The following is a 19,439-nucleotide window of genomic DNA, read 5'->3' as shown; positions in this document are numbered from 1 at the left end:
GAGCTATGCCGAATTCGGCATCGCGGCTTCGCTGGATGCGCCATTGGCATATGCCGCGGACAGCCTGCGATAATAGCTCGATCGCATGGCGAGGATGGTGATCACCACGCCGAGAACGCCCGAGAGGGTGAACACCAGCGCGATGCCGCGTGCTGGGCCGGTTCCGAACCAGCCACCTATCGCATCGGCACCTGCCCCGTCGGTCATGAAGGGGATGACGACGAACTGGGTGAGCGGGCCGATGAGGAAAGCGGTCAGGGGCGAGGCTGCCTGTTCCACCGATTGCGCGAAGCCGAAGACGCGGCCCTGGCGCTCGAGCGGCACCACCTTTTGCAGCACCGTCTGCTCGGCCGCCTCGGCATAAGGGCCGAGCAGCATCCAGACGAAACAGCCGCCTGCGAGGAGCCAGATGGACGATTGAATAGTGAAGACGCAGCAGACCGCCCAGACGATGAGATTGACCAGCAGCAGCGTGCGCAGCGGGTTCCTGCCCAGCCCGGTTTTCGATATGACGATGCCGCTGACGATGAAGGCGGTCGAGATAACGCCGAAGAGCAGTCCCCAGTTCTGAACCGAAACCAGCGACAGGCCATAGGCATCGAGCAGCGCCATGAAGATGCCGCCGAGAAAATTGTTGAACGTGGCAAAAAAGATGAGCGCGAAGAGACCCGGCACGGCGGCTACCACCGCGATTGTCCCCTTGATGTCGACGCGCTTGGGCGCGGCCGGCTGATCCGGCGCTGCCTCCACGCGCTTCTCGTCGATCCGGACGAAGGCCAGATGCGCGAAGGCCAGCACTGTGAAGACCAGTGCCAGCGCGAGCGTCGCGATCATGCCGCCCCAGGCGACGAGGAAACCGCTGATCACCGAGGTGGTGAGGAAACCAATGCCGGTCACCATGCCGACAAGACCATTGGCCTTGTCTCGGCCGTCCTCGGGAATGAGCACGGTGACCAGTGTCGGAAGTGCGATGGAACGGATGTTGCCGGCGATGACGCCGAGCATCACCAGGAGCACGAGCACCCAGAGATGCAGGCCATAGGGATTGGTGAAGACCGTTTCCGGCGACAACAATACCAAGGCCAAAGACAACACATAGAAGCCTGCTGAAACCACGCTCGAAGCGAGCATGGTCGCCTTCTTGGAATTATGATCGACGATACTGCCGAACCAGAAGCCGAAGGCCGCGGTGAACACCAGATAGACGCCGGCGATCATGCCGGTCGCGAACACCGAATGCGTCTCGATATAAACCCAGAATGTCAGCGCGAACCACACCGTGAAGTTCGTGATGTTGGCGACCAGGTTGTTGGCGAGGAGATGATGGAACGTGTTCATCGGCGCGTCTCTGGTTTTCCGAGGCCGCGAAGCTAAGGCGTCAAGGGCCGCCTTTCAATCCATTTTCCGAGACCGCTAAATTCACGACGGACGGCGGACCTGGCTGTCGGATACACGGTCGCCGGCAAGATCCGATAGTTTCGCCGCGCCGCGGCGCTCCCTCTTCCTGGTGCGCCGTCTGATCCAGACATCCGAAAGCACCCGGTAGTAATGGTTCGGCACGACGATCTGCAGCAGGACGACCATGGCGAATCGGGGGGAATAGGCGCCTCTCGAGGCCGCCTTGAAGTAGAGGCCAAGCGCACGGAGCGGCGCGGTCTGCATCAGGCTCTTGGCCTGATGCCAGCCCTTATAGCCATGATAGGCGCGCGCCGGGATATCCGGGCGCAGGTCTTCCAGCCATTGCAGGTCGCCGAGCGGCTGCCTGATGTCAGAAAGCCGATCGTGGTCGAGATCGTCCGACCAGACGACACCCGGTGCATCGGCCATGATGAACGGATAACCCGCGAGATGGAGCCGCACGGCGAAATCCGTATCGTCGCCGAACTTGGCGTCATTCCGGTAGCGGATCAGTTTCGCGGTTTCGCGGGACAGGCAGACGCCGCTGGTCTGGACGAAGCCCCGGTCGCACATGAGGTACGTCGCCATGTCCTCGCCCGGCGATATGGCGCGCGGAGGCTTGATGAAATTGCCATGTATGCCGCGCGTCGCGATGATCGGGCAGTAGGCGACCGAACCAGGCGCATTGCGCAGAATGGCACGCATGGTCACCAGATGGTGCGGGAGAAACACATCATCCGAATCGAGGAAGGCGACATAGGTGCCGGTGGCCCGATCGATGCCGGCATTGCGCGCGGCACTCGCGCCCTGGTTCGATTGCCTGTGATAGCGGATGCGAGGATCGGAGAATGTATCAACAATGCTCTTGATGTCTTCAACCGAGCCGTCGTCGATCACAAGGACTTCGACATCTGCGAAATCCTGGCGAAGAACGGACTCCACGGCTCTCTTCAGCAGCGAAGTCCTGTTGTAGACCGGGATGATCACAGAGAATTCGGGCTTCGTCATGCGACGGCTCGCTCTAAAATCTTCAAATATCTTTTCCGGGACCAGTTGCAAAAGAAGGCTCCTAGCGTCCGAACTTCGCGACGAAGCTGTTTACCACCGTCCGGTAGAACGATCTAGGCAGGAACGCCCTCAGCATCTGCCGGGCGGTCACGCGCGTGGAAACACCGCCATACATCCAGCCATTGAAGAGATCGCGCATCGCCACGAAAGGCTTCACCGGCCCCATATGATAGGCAAGCACAGTCGCGCGATAGCCGATCCTGGCCTTCTGGGTCAGCATCGGTTCGGCGCGGGTCAGCCAGTTGAGAGAGGTCTCGTAGCCCTTGACGTAGGACGTGCGGCCCGTCTCGGTATCGTCGAACCAGATGGTCAGCGGTTCGTTGAGCATCCTGAAGACGGCGCCCGCCCGCTGCAGCCGGATGCAGAAATCGAGGTCCTGGCCGCGTCTCAGGCCGGGGTCGAACTTCACCCGCTTGGCTAGCGGCGCCGGCACGACAAGCGTCGAGGTCTGTATGAGCTGGTTTGCGCAGAAGAGATATTCGCCGACGTCCTCGCCATCGGTGATCGGACGATCAGGCCTGATCCAGTATTTGTCCACGCCCCGGTCTACATTCATCGAGGAATAGAGGACCGCGTTGTCTGGCAGCGGAAATTCGCTTGCATAGCGCGCGAGCTTGTCGGGCATGAAGAGATCGTCGGAATCAAGGAAGGCGATGTACTGGCCGGTCGCGTGCTCGATGCCGTTGTTCCTTGCCGCACCGCCACCACCATTCTCCTGGCGGATCAGGCGGATGCGTTGATCGCCGATGCCTGATATCGCCGCCTCGATATCGTCCTTCGAACCATCGTCGACGACGACGATCTCGAAATCCTGGCAGGTCTGGTCGAGCACCGACTGCAATGTCCGGCCGATCAGATGCGCGCGATTGTAGACCGGCACGACGATGGTGAAGAGGGGTGAAGTCATCGCGATTATTTCCTTATGCGAGATATCGAGGCTGGCCATGTCCATTCAGGCCTGCCTCAGGCCGACGAGGCCCCACATTGCCAGGCACCATTTCCGATTGATCAACCAGCTGAAGCCGAGATAGGCGGTGGCGCCGATCGCCAGGCCTACCGCCAGGCGCGGTAGCGTGGCCGAAAGCGTATGCACGCTTGCAAGCGCGATGACGCAGGCGAGGAGGGTGACCAGAAGCGGCGTCGCCCACTGTTCGGTATAGGCCCAGATGCCAGCGCCGGTGACGGGCTTCACCACGAACCACCAGACACCAAAGGTGAAGCCGATATAGAAGAGCGTCAGCGCGCAGGCGACGCCAGCCGGACCCCAGAGCGAGCCCAGGAGCACGGTAGGAATGATGAGAACGGTAACCGTCAGGCTCTGCGCCAGCGCCAGCCGCGAGCGGCCGGTTCCGTAAAGCAGGCTTCCGACCGGGTTTCCAAGCGCCCTGAACATGCCCCACACGGCCATCAGACCGAGCAGATCCGCGGACGCGCTCCAGGCCGGGCCGAACACCACTTCGACTACTTCGTGGCGAAAGGTGGCGATGGCGCCATAGATCGGGAAATTGATCGACGACGTCATGCGGATCGTCGAGAGATAGACCCTGCGGAGCAGCCCCGGATCGCCCTGCGCCTGCGCGATCAGCGGCGTTCCGACCCGCGTGACGATCGGGTTGGTTGCGAACATGACCTTCAGGCAGAGTTCGCGCGGCACGGTGTAGAAGCCGAGCGCGGTGCTGCCCAGCAGCCGGCCAACGAGAATGACATCCGCCTGCACCGTCGCGGTGTTGGCGAGGCTGGTGCCGAGAAGATAAAGGCCGGATTTAAGATGCGGCTTGGCCTGGGAAAAGCTCAGCCGCAGCCCCGGCCACCAGCCATCCCTAGCAAACAGCCAGTAAAGAAGGCTGTTTCCCCCCGCCAAAACGAGCACGCCCGCGACGAGCGAATAGACGCCGAAGCCGTTATAGGCCGCGACAACCGTCACGGCCGTACTCGCCAACGCGGCGGCTATCTCGACAATGGCGACTGGCCGGAACGCCAGCCGTTTTTCCGCCAGAACCTTGATCTGCTGGCCGAGTGCCAGCAGAAGGAACGACAGGCTGGCAATGGCGAGAGGCTCGGCAAGACCCGGGTCGCCATAGAAGCCCGAAATCCACGGGCTCGCGGCCCAGATCGCGCCGGACAGCAGGGCGCCTACCAGGACATTCAACCAGTAGAGCGTGGACAGCACCTCGCGCGAGATTTCTCGCGCATGGATGATCGAATTGGACACGCCGAGATCGGCAAACAACTGGATGAAGGCCGTCACGGTGAGCAGCATCGCCATCAAGCCCAGATCCTGCGGCGAGATCAGCCGGGCAAGTACGATGAGCTGCAGGGTCTGGAGGATAACACGCCCGACGGTGACCGCCGTCGTCCATCTTACCGCTGAGTAAGCCTGGTTTTTCATGGTCATGGCCGCACCCCCGCATAACCGTAAGCACGGACGATATTGGCGATCTGCTGGTCGTTGCCTGCCGTGGCGAAGCGGTTGCTGTTCTGGAGTGCCACGTCTTGTGAGCCCCGCCACTCGTGAAAACGCTGCTTGCGCCCGACCTTGCGAATCCTGGCGCCACCGAGGCGGACCATCCAGTTCAGCCAGACATCGTCGGTGCTGGGGCAAAGCTCCATGAGACGCGTACGGTTCGCGACATCCTCGTGGAACACGCCGGGCGGATAAAACACGCCGCCGACGCCGGTGAAGAAGAGATCCGGCGCCGGTTCGGTCTCGGTGATCTCGAAGGTCCAGCTGTCATAGGGGGCGAGGTCCGGCCCCGCGAAAGCCATGCGGTGGGCGCGGTAGCACAGCACCTCCCGCTCGCCCGGCCTGTAGGCCGCGCAGAATGTCCTGAGCCAGTGGCGGGGATAATAGACATCGTCGTCGGCGGTGACGATGAAGGCATCGCCATAATCCGCGAGCGTGGGAATGATCTTCTTGTAAGAGCGCAGGTCGTCGGTGGCCCTGATCGTCAGCCCATGTTTTTCCAGCCGCCTGACATTGGCGGGCAGCTTGTCCATGTCGGCATGCGCGACCCATAACACCACGACATCGGCCGCCGTGTCCTGGGCCAGAATCGACTTGATCGTCAGATGCAGGACATCGAACCGCTTGGGATAGGACGTCAGCGAAACCACCAGCCGCTGCGGCAGCGAGTGCTTGGCACCGGGCTTCAGGAACGCCATCCGCCAAGTCGTCCAGGCGGCGAGGCCCCTGAGATAGGCCGGCCTGACGAACTCCTTGGCTTCGTCTTTCAGGGTTCTAGGCATTTGCATCTTTCAGTCCCTCAACGAATGTCTTTCGAGCCAGCCGCGCCATCAGAAGCGCCATCACCAGTTGCCCGATGGCGATGCCGAGAAGCGAGTAGACCGGCGGCAGCAAGGCGAGCGCGATCAACGCGCCCACGATCGAAAACGCGCAGGAGATGACGCTGACTTTCGACAATTGCTTGAAGTGCCGGGCTGCCTGCAGCAGCGCGCTGTTCGGCCCCTGCCAGACCTGGAACAGGCTGATGACCAGGAACAGCAGCACCGCGATCTCGACCTCGCCCAAGGAATAGGCCGGCTTGATGATCACCGACGGAATGAATGTGATGACGGCATAGGCAAGTGCGGCGGTGACGACCCAGATCGCCAGCAGCGCGTGGAGAAAGCGCCGGCTTGTCGCGGCGGCCTTGGCGGTATCGCCATTCGCGATCGCGCGGCCGAGAATCGGGATTTCGAGCTGGGAAAGCGACGACACCGAGAGAAGCACCGGTCTGACGAACAGTGCGGCCGCTCCCATCGGCGCGAAGGCTGCCGGTCCGGCAAGCAGCGTGACGAGATAGGAATGGAAATTGGCGGTGGATTCTGTGGTCACGACGCCGAGTAGTGTCCAGCGGGACTGGCCGCTCCATATCTCCCGATATGAAACCAGGCCCGACAACCGCCACGATCCAAACTGCTTGACCAGAAAATCGCCGCCAAGGCAAAGACCACCGAGCAGGGTGGCGATGACGAAAGCGAGGGCGACCGTCTCTATCGTGAGTTTTCCACTCCATGCCATGGCGGCAACTGTTATCACCAGCGACACCGCATAGACGATATCAGATACGCCCGATGAGGCCGGCCGCAGCATGGCATAATTGTGCGCCCGGCCGAACCAACGGATCATGGCGAGCACGGCGAAGATCGAGAACAGAGTGGTCCAGCGGCCATCCGAGATCAGGGAGCCGACGAGGTAGACGCCGAGGCCGAACACGAGCGCGAAAAGGGCGTTGGTGGTGAAGAACATTGTGCGCCGATCACGATCCGGATCGGCATGGCTGCTGATTTCGACCGTATAGGGCGTCGATACCAGGGCGTTGGACAATCCAAAGCCGAATTGCACGACGATCATCAGGAAGGCGAAGGAGCCGAATTCGGCAGGCGTCAACGTTGCGAGCAGCATGAGTTGCACGACGAAATGCGCCGCCGAAACCGATGACGGCGCGACGACGGCGAGGGCATAGCGCTGCAAGGCGGCAAACCGTCCCGGTTGCGAGATCCCGGCCATCGCGTCCGCGCCCGTGGCGGCGCCGCTGTTCAGATCAAGTGCCATTGGCGCGCTCCGCCGGCAGCGTCAGAACGCCGCCTTCCCTCAGTTTTCGCGCCACGAGCTGCGAGCCTTGCGCGGTCAGGTGGCCGTAATCCCACTGGATCGGAACGTCGCCGGCGATGGTCTGGCAGGAGGCACTCTCAGTGGCGCATAGCATACGATAGATCGACACGTAGTCCGCTTGGGAGGCTAGCAAGGCGGCGCCAAGGTGACGGTCCGTCTTCTCCTGGTCCGGCAGCCGTGCGTTGACGAGCAACGAGGGATCGCGGCCGCTTGAGACCTGCGCCAGTAGCCTCGGCAAGGGCATTGCGTATTCGGCGATCGGACCGAGCACCACGACCTGGCCCGCCTTTCCCGCAAGCGCCTTGAGCGTGCGCTCGACATCCGGAATATCGCTGTCGATCCATCGGGCCGACAGGATGATCACATCCGGCCTGGCAGATTGCAAGAACGGGCCAAGCGCCATTTCCATCAGGTCGATGCAGGTCTTTTCCCCGCGCGTGCCGAGGACAGGCTTGCAGCCGGTCGACGTCGCCTGCATGACGTTGGCGCTCGGAAATTCGGTCTTCAGCCCGTACCACAGATCGGCGGCATGGCTGTCGCCGACAACAAGAATGTTCGGCTTGCCAGATACCGGTTGAAGGCATTCGCTCGCGTTGAAATCCGAGAGACGGTTCTGATGGCCGAAGAGGAAGCAGCGGCCTTTGCGATACACATCGGCATCGTCATAGGTGAGGAAACTCGCCAGCCTGTTGGCCTCGCTGCTCGAGGTCGGAAGCGGGGCGAACGATATGAGTGCCGCAATCAAGACGAGCGCCGCGCCGGCGATGCCGGTTCCGGCAAACAGCGCGGGTCGGGTCGCAAGAAACCGCTTCTCGCGGAAAGGCCGCTCGACGAAGCGCCAGGAGACATAGGCGGCCGCGACGCTTGCCGCGACAAGCGCCCATGCCTCGGCGGTGCCGATCGGCACGCCGCGTGCCATGCGATAGAAGACCAGGATCGGCCAATGCACCAGATAGAGCGAATAGGAGATCTGACCGATCCAGACCAGCGGGCCAGCGGAAAGCCCAGTCGTCACCGCGCTTCCGCCCTGGCTGCCGACCGCGATCAGGGTCATGGCCGCAAGGCAGGGAGCCAGCGCGTAAAAGCCGGGAAACGCCATCTGTGGATAGAATCGCAAGGCGCTTGCAGCGATGAGCAGCAGCGCACCAGCGGCGGCTACGTTCCGCATCCAGGCCGACAAGCGGGGGACGGTCACGAAGACCAGCGACGCGCCGGCCAGCAGTTCCCATGCCCTTGTGAGCGGAAAATAATAGGCGAAATCGCGGTCGTATCGCGTCAGCACGACGCACAGAGCGAAGCTGGTCACAGCAAGCAGAAGCGTCGTCCAGCGCGCCGCGGCGCGGCTCCGCCCGCCAAAAGCGGCCAGCAGCAGCGGGAAGAACAGGTAGAACTGTTCCTCCACGCCGAGCGACCACATGTGGACCAGCGGCTGGGTGCCGGCATCGGCTGCGAAATAGCCGGCCGAGGTCAGGAGATAGAGATTGGCGACGGACAGGATGGAGGCGGCGGCCGTCATGCCCGATGTCATCAGTTCCGTGGGAAAGAGCACGAAGGGCGCTATCGCGAGCGTCACGGCAATCGTGAACAGCAGCGCCGGCACGATGCGACGGACACGGCGTTCGTAGAAGCTGAGGATGCTGAATGCGCCGCGCTCGAGGTCGGCGCTGATCTGGCGCGTGATCAGGTAGCCGGAGATGACGAAGAAAATGTCGACGCCGATGAACCCGCCGCGCAGCGGGCTGACGCCGGCATGGAAGATGACCACAACAGCCACGGCCAGCGCGCGCAGCCCATCGATATCGGCGCGATAGCCGTCGGCATGGGCCACTCCGTGCCCGGCCTTCGCCACGCCCATGGGCACAGGATTGGCCAGTGCCGGAGCCAGCCGGGCAGTCTGTTCGTTGCCGTAGAGCGTCATTCGGCGCCCTCCCGCGAACCGGTTTCGCCGAGCGCTATGCACAGGACTGCGCAGGTCGTCACGACGAGATTCATCGTCGAGTTTCTGTTGCAATGCGAAAAGATGCTGTATGAACGGCTGATCGAACGCGCAAGGCTACCGCTATTCGCGATGCCGCAAGCCATTGAAAAACAATTCCTATCAGCAGGATGAAACATGAAAATCCTAGAAACTGGAGGACCGAGGGACGATGAACGCACTGCGCCCGGAGACAGCCAGGCGCGGGTGCTGATCGCGATCCCCACCTTCCGCCGGCCGGATGGACTTCGTCGTCTTCTGACGGCAATTGCCACGATGGAGACTGCTGCCGACATCAAGATCCTCGTCGCCGACAACGAAGGCGCCGACGGAGCGGGCACGGCGGTCGTGAAGGAACTCGCCGCCGCCTATCGTTTCCCGATCGAGGTGATCGCCGTGCCGGAGCGCGGCCTGTCGAGCGTTCGAAACGCGATGATCGCTTATGCCCGCAGGGATGTTACGCTCGACTACGTCGCAATGATCGACGACGATGAATGGCCGACCGAACGCTGGATCGACGATCTCGTCGCGATGCAGAGGCAGACCGGTGCCGGAACCGTCGGCGGCCCCAACCTGCCGGTCTTCGCGCCCGGTGCGCCCGACTGGGCCGCGCACTGCCCGCTGTTCGTGTCCGACGACATGCCCGACGGCCCCGTCGAGATCGTCTGGGGCACCTGCAATCTGCTGCTGCATAAATCCGCTTTCGCGCATTCCGATTCCAATCTTTTCGATCCGGCCTTCAATCAATCCGGCGGCGAGGACGTCGATGCCTTCATGAGGTTGAAGGCTTCCGGTCATCGCTTTGCATGGTCGAGATCCGCCGTTGTCTGGGACGATGTTCCCGCAGGCCGCGCCACCTTGGGATGGATTACAAGACGGGCCTTCCGCATCGGCAATTCGAACATGCTCGTTCAACTTCGCTGGAAATACGGAAGGCATGGACGCCTGCTCGCACTTCCCTCTACGTTGGCTGCAATCGCCGCCAATCTCGGCCTTCTCGCCGTGTTCTGCTTCTCGCCAAGCAAACGCGTCACCTATTACTGCCGCTTGGTCCGATCGCTTGGAAAACTCGCGTTCCTGACCGGGTTGCGCAGCTTCGAATACAAGTGAGCCCACGCCGTCCACGTCACTCCCGATAATAGGATGCATAACGGGCGTGATAGAATTCGGACGAGCCGAACTGGCGATAAAGCTTCATCTTCTGGGCATCGACCTTGTTGAGGATGACCCCGGCGCAACGCTTGGCGATGGTCGGATTGTGCTGCATCGTCCGCTTGACAAGACCACGTGCGGTCTTGCCCCATTCGACGACCAGCAGGTAAGTGTCGACGAGAGCCGCCACTGCACGGGCGTCCACGACCGGCACGATCGGCGGCAGGTCGAGGATCACATAGTCGAATTCGCTCGCCGCCAGCGTCAGAAGGCGCGCCATGGCGCCCGAGGTCAGCATTTCGGCGGAGTGCGGTATGCGGCGGCGGATGACCGCAGGCAGGAAAGCCATGCCGGTCTCGGCATCGAACAGCAGCAGTTCGGACAGCGGAGCGCCTTGCAGCGCCTCCAATATCCCCCGCTCGGCGTGGCGCCCCAATTGCCGCGTGGCGCCGGGATTGCGCAGATCGGCATCGATCAGGAGCACGCGCGAGCCTTGCGCCAACAGTTCGCCGAGATTGACCGAGATCGAGGACTTGCCCTCGCCCGGCAGCGCCGAGACGATGCCGACGACCTTTCCCTTGCCGCCCGGCGTCGAGACGTCGATTGCCATCTTGGCGCTGCGCAAGGTTTCGGCAAAGGCGGAGAGCGGATGCTCCAGCACGTAACTCGATACGCTGTTCGCCTTCACCACCGATTGCGGCGGCAGGTCGAACACGTTGGGCGTCGCAAGCGGCACGGCGTTGGCCAGCGGCACCGATCCCAGGAATTCCAGTCCCAGGGTCTCGGAGACTTGATCGCCGGTGCGATAGAAGCGGTCCCTGAACTCCCTCAGGCCGGCCACGCCCGCACCAAGCAGCATGCCGGCAAGGCAGGCCACGGCCAGCACCAGCGGCTTCTTCGGCGAACTGGGTTTTTCGGCGATTGCCGGATTGGTGATGATGCGGGCTTCAGTGACCGGGAACGATTGTTGCTGGATGGATTCCTGATAGCGCTGCAGGAAGGTCTGGTAGAGGTTCTTGTAGGTTTCGGACTCGCGTTGCAGCTCGCGCAACTGAACCTGCGCATCGTTTGCGGTCGCGCTCACGCCCATGGCGGCGGCGACCTGCTGTTCGATGGATTTCTGGTGGGAGAGAGCCACCTGATTGGTGCTTTGATAGCTCTGCGCGATGCGGCTCAGTTCCTCGAACATCAAGCGCTTGTATTCACCCATCGCCGAGCGCAGCCGCGCGGCCTGGACGTGATTGGCACCAAGCCGGCCTGCAATGTCGGCCTGTTTGCGTGATGCATCGAGAAATTTTGTCCTGAGTTCCGATATCACGTCGCTTTCGATGGATTCGGTGACAGCCGCGTCCAGGTCGCCGCTGTCGAGGATCGATTTGATCCGGTTAAACTTGGCCTCGGCATTGGCGGACTCTGCGCGCGCCGCCATCAGCTGGGTGTTCAACTGTGCAAGCTGCTGATCGGTGATCAGCATGCCATCGGTCGCAATGAGACCCTTCTCCGCGCGGAATTTTTGCACGGCTGTGTCAGCTTCTAGTGATTTCTGGCGAAGCTCGGCAATGCGATCATTGAGCCAGCCGCTGGCGCGCCTGGTCGCCTCGTATTTCGAATCAAGCTGGTCGGCCAGATAGGCTTCCGCATAGGCCTTCGCGATGGATGCAGAGAGCGCGGGATCCGGCGAGGTATAGCTTATTTCCAGGACATAGGAGCGGCCCACGCGCGTGACGCCGAGGCCGGCCAGGAGCTGCTCGACGATGCCCCGCTGTATCTGCGTGTCGGTCGCCGCCGGAGGTTCCGAACCGAACCAGACGCGCGGATCGATCACCGACCGGACGGTCTGGATGGCACCACTCAACATGCCGGGTTTGCCGTTCACGAACATGTCGTTGTTCTCAAGGTCGAGATTCTTGCTGACCGCAAGGGCGATCTTTTCGGATTTCAGCAGTTCGACCTGGCTGAGGACCTGTCCTTCGTCTTCCAGAACACCGGTAACCGCCGTCATCTGGTCGACGATCTTCTGGTTGCCCTCGTCGATCAGGATGCCGGATGTGGATGTGAAGCGCGGTGTCGCCGTCAACAGGAACAGGCCGCCGACCAGGATCGCCGCCAGGGCAAAACCGGCCACGACCCGCCACTGGCGACGGACGATCGCAAGCAATTGCTCGAGGTCGATCGGATTGGTGATTTCGCTCGCCAATCCGTCGCGAAGCTCCCGGAACTCGGTTGAAGTTTGTAGCATCCGAAGGACTTCCTTTCCCTGGTGGTCCATGGCCGTACCTGTTTTGTCGGTCCCGGCTCGGATGCCGGACGATGAAACCATCATCCCGGCATCCATATCGCGGGCAGCCGCCCGCCCCGTCGCCCCGTCAATTCGTCAGCTTGTTCACCGACGTTCGTGTCGTCATCGCATTGGCCGGCACATTTGCGGCGGTGTTCGAAACCCCATTGATCAGGTTGAGGAACTTCGCCAGTTCGGCCGTGTCGGAGTTGGAGACATAGATGACGTCCTTGTCCTGCATCCTGAACTTCTGGGTCGCGAAGAAGATCGACGGGTCGCGCATGTTCGCGTGGAACACCGTCGGCACCTGATCGCCTGTGAATTTCGACACATCGACACCGGCTCTTGCCAAGATGTCACGATCCACCTCGCGGTAGAGGAAGACCTGGGCTGGATCGGCACGGCTGTCGAGAAGACCGCCCGCCTTGCCCAGTGCTTCGCCGAGCGTGAGGTTGGAGTCTTCGAAATCGATCCTGCCATTGAGGCCGGAGGCGCCGAATGCCAGATAGGTGCGGCGCTCGCGATTGACGTAGATCGTATCGCCCGGGCGGATATAGATATTCTCCTTGGGATCATCGACCAGCGACTGGAACAGCACGGTCGCCCGCTTGTTGCCCCGCTCGATCGAGACATAGGTCTCGTAACCCGGCGCATTGATGCCGCCGGCACGGGCAACGAGATCGAGCACCTTCTCGCCCGCCGGATTGAGATCGAGTTGCGCGGGTTCGTTGACATCGCCGAGGATCGAAACCATGTTCGAGCGGCTGGTTACCGTCGTCACGACCACCTGCGGTTCGATCGCCCGGTTGGCCAGCTTCTTCTCGATCTCCACCTCGACTTCGGCTGCACGCCTACCCGCGACCTTGATCGCGCCGGCATAGGGCACACGCATCAGGCCGCGCGCATCCACGGTCTGGTTCGGCAGGTTCACGTAGTTGCCGGGACGGCTGCCAGCGTCATCGGGGATGAACAGGCCGCCGGACTGGGCCTCGAAGATCGACACCTGGATCGTGTCGCCGATGCCGAGCGCCAGATCGGGCGCATAGCTCTTGCGGGAGCCGAAGCCCTTGGCAAACGAGGTCAGCACGACCTCTTCGAACATCGGGACGATATCCTTGGTGAGATTGACGAGTGCATAGTCCACGCCCTGCCGCTTCTGCGGGGTCTCGACCTTGACGGTAGCCTGGGACAGAATCGATTGATGGGAGGGGCCCGAACGCGGCAAAGTGCAAGAACACAGGGTCACGCTCAGGACAGCCACGGCTGCTCGGTTCAAGGTCTTCCTTGCATCCATTCAATAGTCCTCATACGCCTTTACTGATATTTCGCCGGCTCTGGACGGGCCGGTTGGCCCATCCACGACGGCGTTCAGGTGGCCCAGCAGAGGGGCCACCTAGACCTTGCTGCTCGTCCGCGCGAATAGCAGGATGAGAGCAAGCGGCGTGGTGGTGAGATATCGCCAGCCGAGTTTGCGCGGCTCGGTCAACAGCCGGTGCACCCATTCGAGGCCAGATTTCTGCATCCATTCGGGTGCCCGGGCATAGGCACCGGTCACATAGTTGAAGCAGCCGCCGCAGGTGATCAGCCAGGCGCTGGTCAACCGGTCCCGGTTCCTGACGCAGAAGGCCTGTTCCTTCGGCTTGCCGAGACCAACCCATATGACGTTGGCACCGGAGGCATTGATCTCATCGCAAATTGCAGCCTCATCCTCGAGGGAGAAATATCCGTGCCGGCGTCCGACGATATCGAGCGCGGGATACATCTGCTGCATCTTGTCGGCGCATTCCTTGTTGACCTCCTCGGAGGCTCCGAGGAGGAAGAACTTCACGCCGTCCGTATGGGCGGTCCGTGCAACATCGTGGAAAAGGTCCGTCGTGGCGCTTCTCTCGGGGATGGGCGAATTGGTCAGCAGTCGCGAGGCGATCACCAGCGGTTCGCCGTCGGCATGGATGATGTCCGCCCGGTTCATGTCCTCGAGATAGCTGCGATTCATGATGGCCATCGCCAGCGCATGGCCATTCGCGTCAAACAGCAGTTTTGGAGGTGATTGGCTGTCACGAGTGTTGATTTCATCGGCAATCGCCTGAACCAACCCTTGCCTCGAAAGGCGTGCGGTTTTTATGCCGCCAACTTTGACATATTCCAGCAGAGACATTTTTAGGGTCCTTTGGACTGGTCTATCAGACATGATTTTGATGGAGGCCGCCGCGCGGGCGTCTACCTGCGCTCCTAGAAGCCGGTTCCCTTGAACATCTCATTCCTGAGCGTGCCAAAGGCGATCTTGATATCGAGCAGCAGCGAAAAGTTGTTCACGTAGTGGATGTCGCAGGCGATACGTGCCTTCGACTTGGAGGGCGAGATCGTCGGTCCCCTGAGACCCCGCATCTGGGCCAGGCCTGTTATGCCGGGCCGCATCTTGTGACGGTCGTGATAGACCGGAACCAGTTCCTCATATTGAACGCCGGCAGCCTTCATGCCGATAGCGTGGCATCGTGGTCCAACAAGCGACATGTCGCCCCTCAGCACGTTCAGCAGCTGGGGAAGCTCATCGAAGTTGGATTTCCGGAGAAAAGCCCCGAATGGCGTGATTCGGGGGTCATTCGGCACCGTTTGCTGGATACCTGTGGGATCACCGAGATCACTACGCATCGAACGAAACTTGTAGACCTTGATCTTCTTGCCGCTCATGCCCCAGCGCAGCTGGGTGAACAGCACCGGACCGCGGCTTTCAATCTTGATCAGAGCCGCGATCAGGAGAAAAAGCGGCAGCAGAATTATCAGCGACGATCCCGATATCAGGACGTCCATGCCCCGTTTTGCGATCAGCTGGGAAGCCCTGATTTTCTCCCCGGTTGTAGACGTTATCCCCCGGCGATCGAGCCGTAAATCCGCTTTTCGCCGACCGGGTTCAATGAATCCTGTTGTCCTCATTTCGCCACCCCATCTCGATGTTGCGATGCGGCATCCTATAACGCAGTTGCGAGAGTGTCGACCAAATTTAACCAAAAATTAGCTCAAGCCAATATTTGCAAAACTATCAACATATTGATTTTTAACGTAAATTTTCTTGTCGAAAATCGTTGTTTCGAGCGTTGAGCGCCTTGGCTCTAATGTATAGAGCTCTAAACTTCTGGGCATTTTCGTGTCGAAAAAGTACGACAAAATAGAAATCCGGGGTTTTGCGGGAAAGTTTCTTGAACTTGGGCAAGAAGTAACTAGGTCTCGGCAGGGCACGGCCGAACCGGCATGCCCCGGAAGCAACTATTTCAAGCGATTAAATCGAGGGTTGTGGGATGAGGGTGTTTTGGACACCACGAATTCTGTAATGAACTTTGCCGGACGGGCCTTTTGATGACCTGCGATTGTCTCCCCAGAGAGCAATCAGGCGGCTAGTCTCTCGAAATTCATGCGGATATGATCGATGTAATAGGATCCCGGCGATTTGGCGCTGACCAGCGCCTTGACGATTTTCGGGGGCACGCCGGAGAAAATCCGGATCGCACCATTCTTGAATTCGATTCGCAGACGATTGCGTTCCCGGTCATAGGCCAGGAATTTTATGATTCTCGATCTGACTGCCAGTTCCGTCATGCCGCCGCTCCTTGCTCCGACCGGACAATAGGACAGGATTGTAAATATACCGGAAAGCGGGAGCGGTCCGTGCCCCGAGATACAGGGCACGGACGTATGAATCTGTCATTTATTGGAGCAGGTTTCGTGCTTCAGAGAATGAAGTCCGCGCCACTTTCCTGCATCGTGCCCATCGAGACATCCGAGAGATAGATCTGCATGTCGGACGCCTTGTCGCCAGTGAGATCGATATCGACGAGCACGCCGTCGCCTGACGTCGTAAGCCGCACCTCTCCCGCTTGGCCAGTGAACGCCCCGTCATGCAGATATGTCAGTACACCGTCGAGGGTGGAAGACAGATCGATCCGGTCGCCACGCGTGAAATCGGTGACGACATCGTGAGAGGCCACCGTCGAGTCGGCCTGGGAGAGGAAACGGAACGTATCGGTTCCGGCGCCTCCCGTCAGCCGATCCGCGCCGGCACCTCCGATCAGGAAGTCCTTGCCGTCGCCCCCGACGATGATGTCGGCACCGCCGCCGCCATTCAGCATATTGCTGCCGGCATTGCCCGTGAGGGTATTTGCCAGATCGTTGCCCGTGGCATTGAGGCTCCAGGTGGTCGTGAGGATGAGATTCTCCACATTCGCCGCGAGGCTGTAGGAGACAGAAGCGAAAACGGTATCGACACCACGGTTCCACCACTCCGTGATCACATCGCTAGTATTATCGACGTAGTAGGTGTCGTTACCCGTATCGCCGCTCATCGTGTCGGCGCCCGTGCCGCCATCGAGCACGTTGTCGCCTATATTGCCGCCCACGTTGTTCGACAGCCAGTTGCCCGTAGCATTGATATTGGCACTGCCGGTGAGCGTCAGGTTCTCCACATGGGTGAGAAGGGCATAGCTGGCGGATGAATAGACGGTATCGGTTCCGGCGTTGGACCAATCACTGACGATATCGCCGGCATTGTCGACGTAGTAGGTGTCGTTGCCGGTGCCGCCCGCCATCGTGTCAGTGCCACCCAAGCCATTGAGAATGTTGGCGCCTGTATTTCCGGTCAGGCCGTTTGCGAGATCGTTGCCCGTGGCGTTAAGGCTCCAGCTACCCGTCAGCGTCAGATTCTCGACATTGGCCACAAGCGTGAGCGATACCGAGGAATGGACGCTATCGATTCCCTCTCCGACGTTCTCCATGATGGCATCTCCGGCATTATCGACCCGGTAGGTATCGTTACCAGCGCCGCCTGTGAGCCGGTCCGCATCCGTTCCGCCATCCAGCACGTTGTCGCCGGAATTGCCTGACATGACGTTCGCGGCCCAGTTGCCGGTGGCATTGATGTTGGCGCTTCCCGTCAGAGTCAGGTTCTCGACATTCGAAGAAAGGGCATGGCTGACGGACGCATAGACATGATCGGTTCCATTGCCCGACCATTCGGTGACGACATCGCCTGCATTATCGACGAAATACGTGTCGTTGCCGGCGGCGCCGATCATCGTATCGGCGCCCGAGGCACCATTGAGGACGTTGCTGCCGGCGTTCCCGGTCAGGATGTTGGCAAGTTCGTTGCCGGTGCCGTTGATGTCTCCGGTGCCGGTGAGGATCAGGTTTTCGACATTGGCCGACAGGATATGCGTGACGGAGGCGTTGACCGTGTCCAGTCCCTCGCCCGACCATTCGGTGACGATGTCGCCGGTATTGTCGACCTGATAGGTATCGTCGCCGAGACCGCCGATCATGGTGTCGGCGCCAGCGCGCCCATCCAGGATGTTGTTACCGCTGTTGCCGGTCAGTGTGTTATCCAGCCCGTTGCCGGTGCCGTTGATATGAAGCGCGCCCGTCAGCACCAGCGAGACGGCGATGTGATCGAGCGTGGTTGTCACGCCTGAAGTGACGGTCGAGGGTATCGAGCCGTCGTTAAGCTGGTAGGCGCGGATGTAATCGATCTTTAGATCGGCGCCGCTGAAATCCTCGTCCGGATCGCCGGGCAGGACGCCGCCGATCGCCAGGTTGGTGACCATGTGCATCGGCTGGTGCATGTCGGGCGGCGTCGCGGTGCGGAAGACTTCGGCGCCATCGACATACCAGACCAGTTCTTCCGGCGTCCAAAGCACGCCATAGGTATGCATGCCCGCAGACACGTCGCCGACCCAGGAGGTGAAGCCGGTTTTCGTATGCTCGCCCGTGCTGTTGGAATGGGCGGTCATGAAGACGGTGGAGCTATCGCCGCCAAGCGCTTCGAAGACATCGAGCTCCGGAGGCCAGGAGCCATCGGCCGGCAGCATCCAGAAGGCCGGCCAGGTACCCTGGCCCTGCGGCAGTTCGCATTTGATCTCGAAATACCCGTAGGTCTGCGCAAAGCTGTCGCGGGACGACAGCATGCCCGACGTGTAATCATGGCCGGTTGCCGCCTGGACGTCCGCGCTTGCCGTGTCAGCGTGAATGTTGAGTATTCCGCCATCGATGGAGAATGGATTGACGCCCAATCCGAGATAGGCCTCGTCCATGTAGACCTGCAATTCTTCATTGGAGGCGAGTGTGCGCCCGTCCGCGCCGTCCCAGAAGGACGTCCGCCACGTTCCGCCGGCCGATTGCAGGCTCAGGCTGTTGAACTCGTCGCTGAAGGTGAGATCGAGCTTTGTCGTATCCAGCGCATATTGAAAATCATCCGCGCTGAAATCGGCGATCGAACGATTGCGGAAGGTCAGCGTCTCGCCGGAATTGAGCTGGATGACGGCATCGGAGCCCGATTGCGACATCTGGTCGAGGACCTCGGAGAAGTTGGTGAAGCCATAGCTGCCCAGTTGGACGGCGTCGCCTGCACCGGCACCCGATTCGAAATCCGTGATGACATCCGAACCGGAATTCTGACGGACGATGAAAAGGTCGCTGCCCGCGCCACCCGACAGCGTATCATCGCCGCCGGCGCCAAAGATCTGCTGGCTGCCGTCACCACCGGCAATAATGTTGGCAAGGCCGTTGCCGATCCCGATCGTATCGGCGCCGAGCACCTGGAGATTCTCAAGATTGCTACCAAGCGTATAGCTCTGCCAGGTGATGACCGAATCACTGCCTTCAGCCGTATTCTCGATAACGGTGTTGAGCGGCGACATGACATAATAAGTGTCGTTGCCGGCGCCGCCGATCAGTGTCGACGTGCCGTGGAAGCCTCCCAGCACATCGTCGAATTCCGTTCCGGTCAGGGTCTGGTCCGCCTGATCCGCCCACAGGGTGATACCTTGCTCAGCCATTCTCTTCTCCTTGTTGCGGAGTCGGGATAGCAATAAAAAGTGTTAAGAAGCGTAACCACAACGTGCAAAATCTTATGATTTACTTATATAAGAAATAGGGAGATTCGCGCGCCGGCCGATCAAGTTGCCGATCGG

14 protein-coding genes are annotated in these 19,439 nt (G+C 60.7%); 1 reads left to right on the top strand and 13 read right to left on the bottom strand.

All coding sequences use genetic code 11. The features are described from left to right. Positions 1 to 3: 3 nt before the first annotated feature. The 7 genes from IHQ71_RS26570 to IHQ71_RS26540 all read right to left on the bottom strand — a co-directional run bounded on the left by IHQ71_RS26570 (position 4) and on the right by IHQ71_RS26540 (position 8,999). Positions 4 to 1,338: an MFS transporter gene (locus tag IHQ71_RS26570; RefSeq protein ID WP_258159399.1), complete on the bottom strand. Its 1,335-nt coding sequence runs from the start codon at positions 1,336 to 1,338 to the stop codon at positions 4 to 6. Positions 1,339 to 1,419: 81 nt separating this feature from the next. Continuing rightward, positions 1,420 to 2,406: a glycosyltransferase family A protein gene (locus IHQ71_RS26565; protein WP_258159398.1), complete on the bottom strand. Its 987-nt coding sequence runs from the start codon at positions 2,404 to 2,406 to the stop codon at positions 1,420 to 1,422. A 61-nt stretch (positions 2,407 to 2,467) separates the two neighbouring features. Beyond that, positions 2,468 to 3,373: a glycosyltransferase family 2 protein gene (locus IHQ71_RS26560; RefSeq protein ID WP_258159397.1), complete on the bottom strand. Its 906-nt coding sequence runs from the start codon at positions 3,371 to 3,373 to the stop codon at positions 2,468 to 2,470. A gap of 45 nt (positions 3,374 to 3,418) precedes the next feature. Next, positions 3,419 to 4,861, bottom strand: a complete 1,443-nt coding sequence (locus tag IHQ71_RS26555) for an MOP flippase family protein (protein WP_258159396.1) — start codon at positions 4,859 to 4,861, stop codon at positions 3,419 to 3,421. Continuing rightward, complete coding sequence (locus IHQ71_RS26550) at positions 4,858 to 5,712, bottom strand: hypothetical protein (RefSeq protein ID WP_258159395.1); 855 nt, start codon at positions 5,710 to 5,712, stop codon at positions 4,858 to 4,860. The genes IHQ71_RS26555 and IHQ71_RS26550 overlap by 4 nt, the downstream gene beginning before the upstream one ends. Next, positions 5,705 to 7,021, bottom strand: a complete 1,317-nt coding sequence (locus IHQ71_RS26545) for a lipopolysaccharide biosynthesis protein (protein WP_258159394.1) — start codon at positions 7,019 to 7,021, stop codon at positions 5,705 to 5,707. The genes IHQ71_RS26550 and IHQ71_RS26545 overlap by 8 nt, the downstream gene beginning before the upstream one ends. After that, on the bottom strand, positions 7,011 to 8,999 hold the full coding sequence (locus IHQ71_RS26540; protein WP_258159393.1) for an acyltransferase family protein: 1,989 nt from the start codon (positions 8,997 to 8,999) through the stop codon (positions 7,011 to 7,013). The genes IHQ71_RS26545 and IHQ71_RS26540 overlap by 11 nt, the downstream gene beginning before the upstream one ends. Before the next feature lie 195 nt (positions 9,000 to 9,194). Here IHQ71_RS26540 and IHQ71_RS26535 point away from each other — a divergent pair, with 195 nt between their 5' ends. Then, on the top strand, positions 9,195 to 10,166 hold the full coding sequence (locus IHQ71_RS26535; RefSeq protein WP_258159392.1) for a glycosyltransferase family 2 protein: 972 nt from the start codon (positions 9,195 to 9,197) through the stop codon (positions 10,164 to 10,166). Positions 10,167 to 10,182: 16 nt separating this feature from the next. On the opposite strand, the gene IHQ71_RS26530 is transcribed toward IHQ71_RS26535, so the two are convergent. The 6 genes from IHQ71_RS26530 to IHQ71_RS26505 all read right to left on the bottom strand — a co-directional run bounded on the left by IHQ71_RS26530 (position 10,183) and on the right by IHQ71_RS26505 (position 19,304). Next, positions 10,183 to 12,447 carry a GNVR domain-containing protein gene (locus IHQ71_RS26530; RefSeq protein ID WP_258159391.1) on the bottom strand — a complete coding sequence of 755 codons (2,265 nt, stop codon included), beginning with the start codon at positions 12,445 to 12,447 and terminating at the stop codon, positions 10,183 to 10,185. A 127-nt stretch (positions 12,448 to 12,574) separates the two neighbouring features. Continuing rightward, positions 12,575 to 13,630 (bottom strand): polysaccharide biosynthesis/export family protein, encoded by a 1,056-nt coding sequence (locus IHQ71_RS26525; protein ID WP_258159390.1) that lies wholly within the window; start codon positions 13,628 to 13,630, stop codon positions 12,575 to 12,577. Positions 13,631 to 13,879: 249 nt separating this feature from the next. Next, a complete protein-coding gene (locus IHQ71_RS26520) occupies positions 13,880 to 14,641 on the bottom strand; it encodes a WecB/TagA/CpsF family glycosyltransferase (protein ID WP_258159389.1) in 762 nt (253 codons plus the stop codon). Positions 14,642 to 14,715: 74 nt separating this feature from the next. Next, on the bottom strand, positions 14,716 to 15,294 hold the full coding sequence (locus tag IHQ71_RS26515) for a sugar transferase (RefSeq protein ID WP_258159388.1): 579 nt from the start codon (positions 15,292 to 15,294) through the stop codon (positions 14,716 to 14,718). A gap of 573 nt (positions 15,295 to 15,867) precedes the next feature. Continuing rightward, positions 15,868 to 16,077, bottom strand: a complete 210-nt coding sequence (locus IHQ71_RS26510; RefSeq protein WP_258159387.1) for a KTSC domain-containing protein — start codon at positions 16,075 to 16,077, stop codon at positions 15,868 to 15,870. 131 nt (positions 16,078 to 16,208) lie between these two features. Further along, positions 16,209 to 19,304 (bottom strand): family 16 glycosylhydrolase, encoded by a 3,096-nt coding sequence (locus IHQ71_RS26505; RefSeq protein ID WP_258159386.1) that lies wholly within the window; start codon positions 19,302 to 19,304, stop codon positions 16,209 to 16,211. Positions 19,305 to 19,439: the final 135 nt, after the last annotated feature.

The sequence above is a fragment of the Rhizobium sp. TH2 genome (genome assembly GCF_024707525.1).
In the GTDB taxonomy this organism is placed as follows: Bacteria; Pseudomonadota; Alphaproteobacteria; order Rhizobiales; family Rhizobiaceae; genus Rhizobium_E.
Note: the sequence above shows the minus strand (reverse complement) of the source record. Positions and strands in the feature narration are given on the sequence as shown.

What these genes read in the sequence shown, in the direction of transcription:
- IHQ71_RS26570 (WP_258159399.1), bottom strand. Translation starts at nt 1,338, where the DNA reads ATGAACACGTTCCATCATCTCCTCGCCAACAACCTGGTCGCCAACATC.
- IHQ71_RS26565 (WP_258159398.1), bottom strand. Translation starts at nt 2,406, where the DNA reads ATGACGAAGCCCGAATTCTCTGTGATCATCCCGGTCTACAACAGGACT.
- IHQ71_RS26560 (WP_258159397.1), bottom strand. Translation starts at nt 3,373, where the DNA reads ATGACTTCACCCCTCTTCACCATCGTCGTGCCGGTCTACAATCGCGCG.
- IHQ71_RS26555 (WP_258159396.1), bottom strand. Translation starts at nt 4,861, where the DNA reads ATGACCATGAAAAACCAGGCTTACTCAGCGGTAAGATGGACGACGGCG.
- IHQ71_RS26550 (WP_258159395.1), bottom strand. Translation starts at nt 5,712, where the DNA reads ATGCCTAGAACCCTGAAAGACGAAGCCAAGGAGTTCGTCAGGCCGGCC.
- IHQ71_RS26545 (WP_258159394.1), bottom strand. Translation starts at nt 7,021, where the DNA reads ATGGCACTTGATCTGAACAGCGGCGCCGCCACGGGCGCGGACGCGATG.
- IHQ71_RS26540 (WP_258159393.1), bottom strand. Translation starts at nt 8,999, where the DNA reads ATGACGCTCTACGGCAACGAACAGACTGCCCGGCTGGCTCCGGCACTG.
- IHQ71_RS26535 (WP_258159392.1), top strand. Translation starts at nt 9,195, where the DNA reads ATGAAAATCCTAGAAACTGGAGGACCGAGGGACGATGAACGCACTGCG.
- IHQ71_RS26530 (WP_258159391.1), bottom strand. Translation starts at nt 12,447, where the DNA reads ATGCTACAAACTTCAACCGAGTTCCGGGAGCTTCGCGACGGATTGGCG.
- IHQ71_RS26520 (WP_258159389.1), bottom strand. Translation starts at nt 14,641, where the DNA reads ATGTCTCTGCTGGAATATGTCAAAGTTGGCGGCATAAAAACCGCACGC.
- IHQ71_RS26515 (WP_258159388.1), bottom strand. Translation starts at nt 15,294, where the DNA reads ATGGACGTCCTGATATCGGGATCGTCGCTGATAATTCTGCTGCCGCTT.
- IHQ71_RS26510 (WP_258159387.1), bottom strand. Translation starts at nt 16,077, where the DNA reads ATGACGGAACTGGCAGTCAGATCGAGAATCATAAAATTCCTGGCCTAT.
- IHQ71_RS26505 (WP_258159386.1), bottom strand. Translation starts at nt 19,304, where the DNA reads ATGGCTGAGCAAGGTATCACCCTGTGGGCGGATCAGGCGGACCAGACC.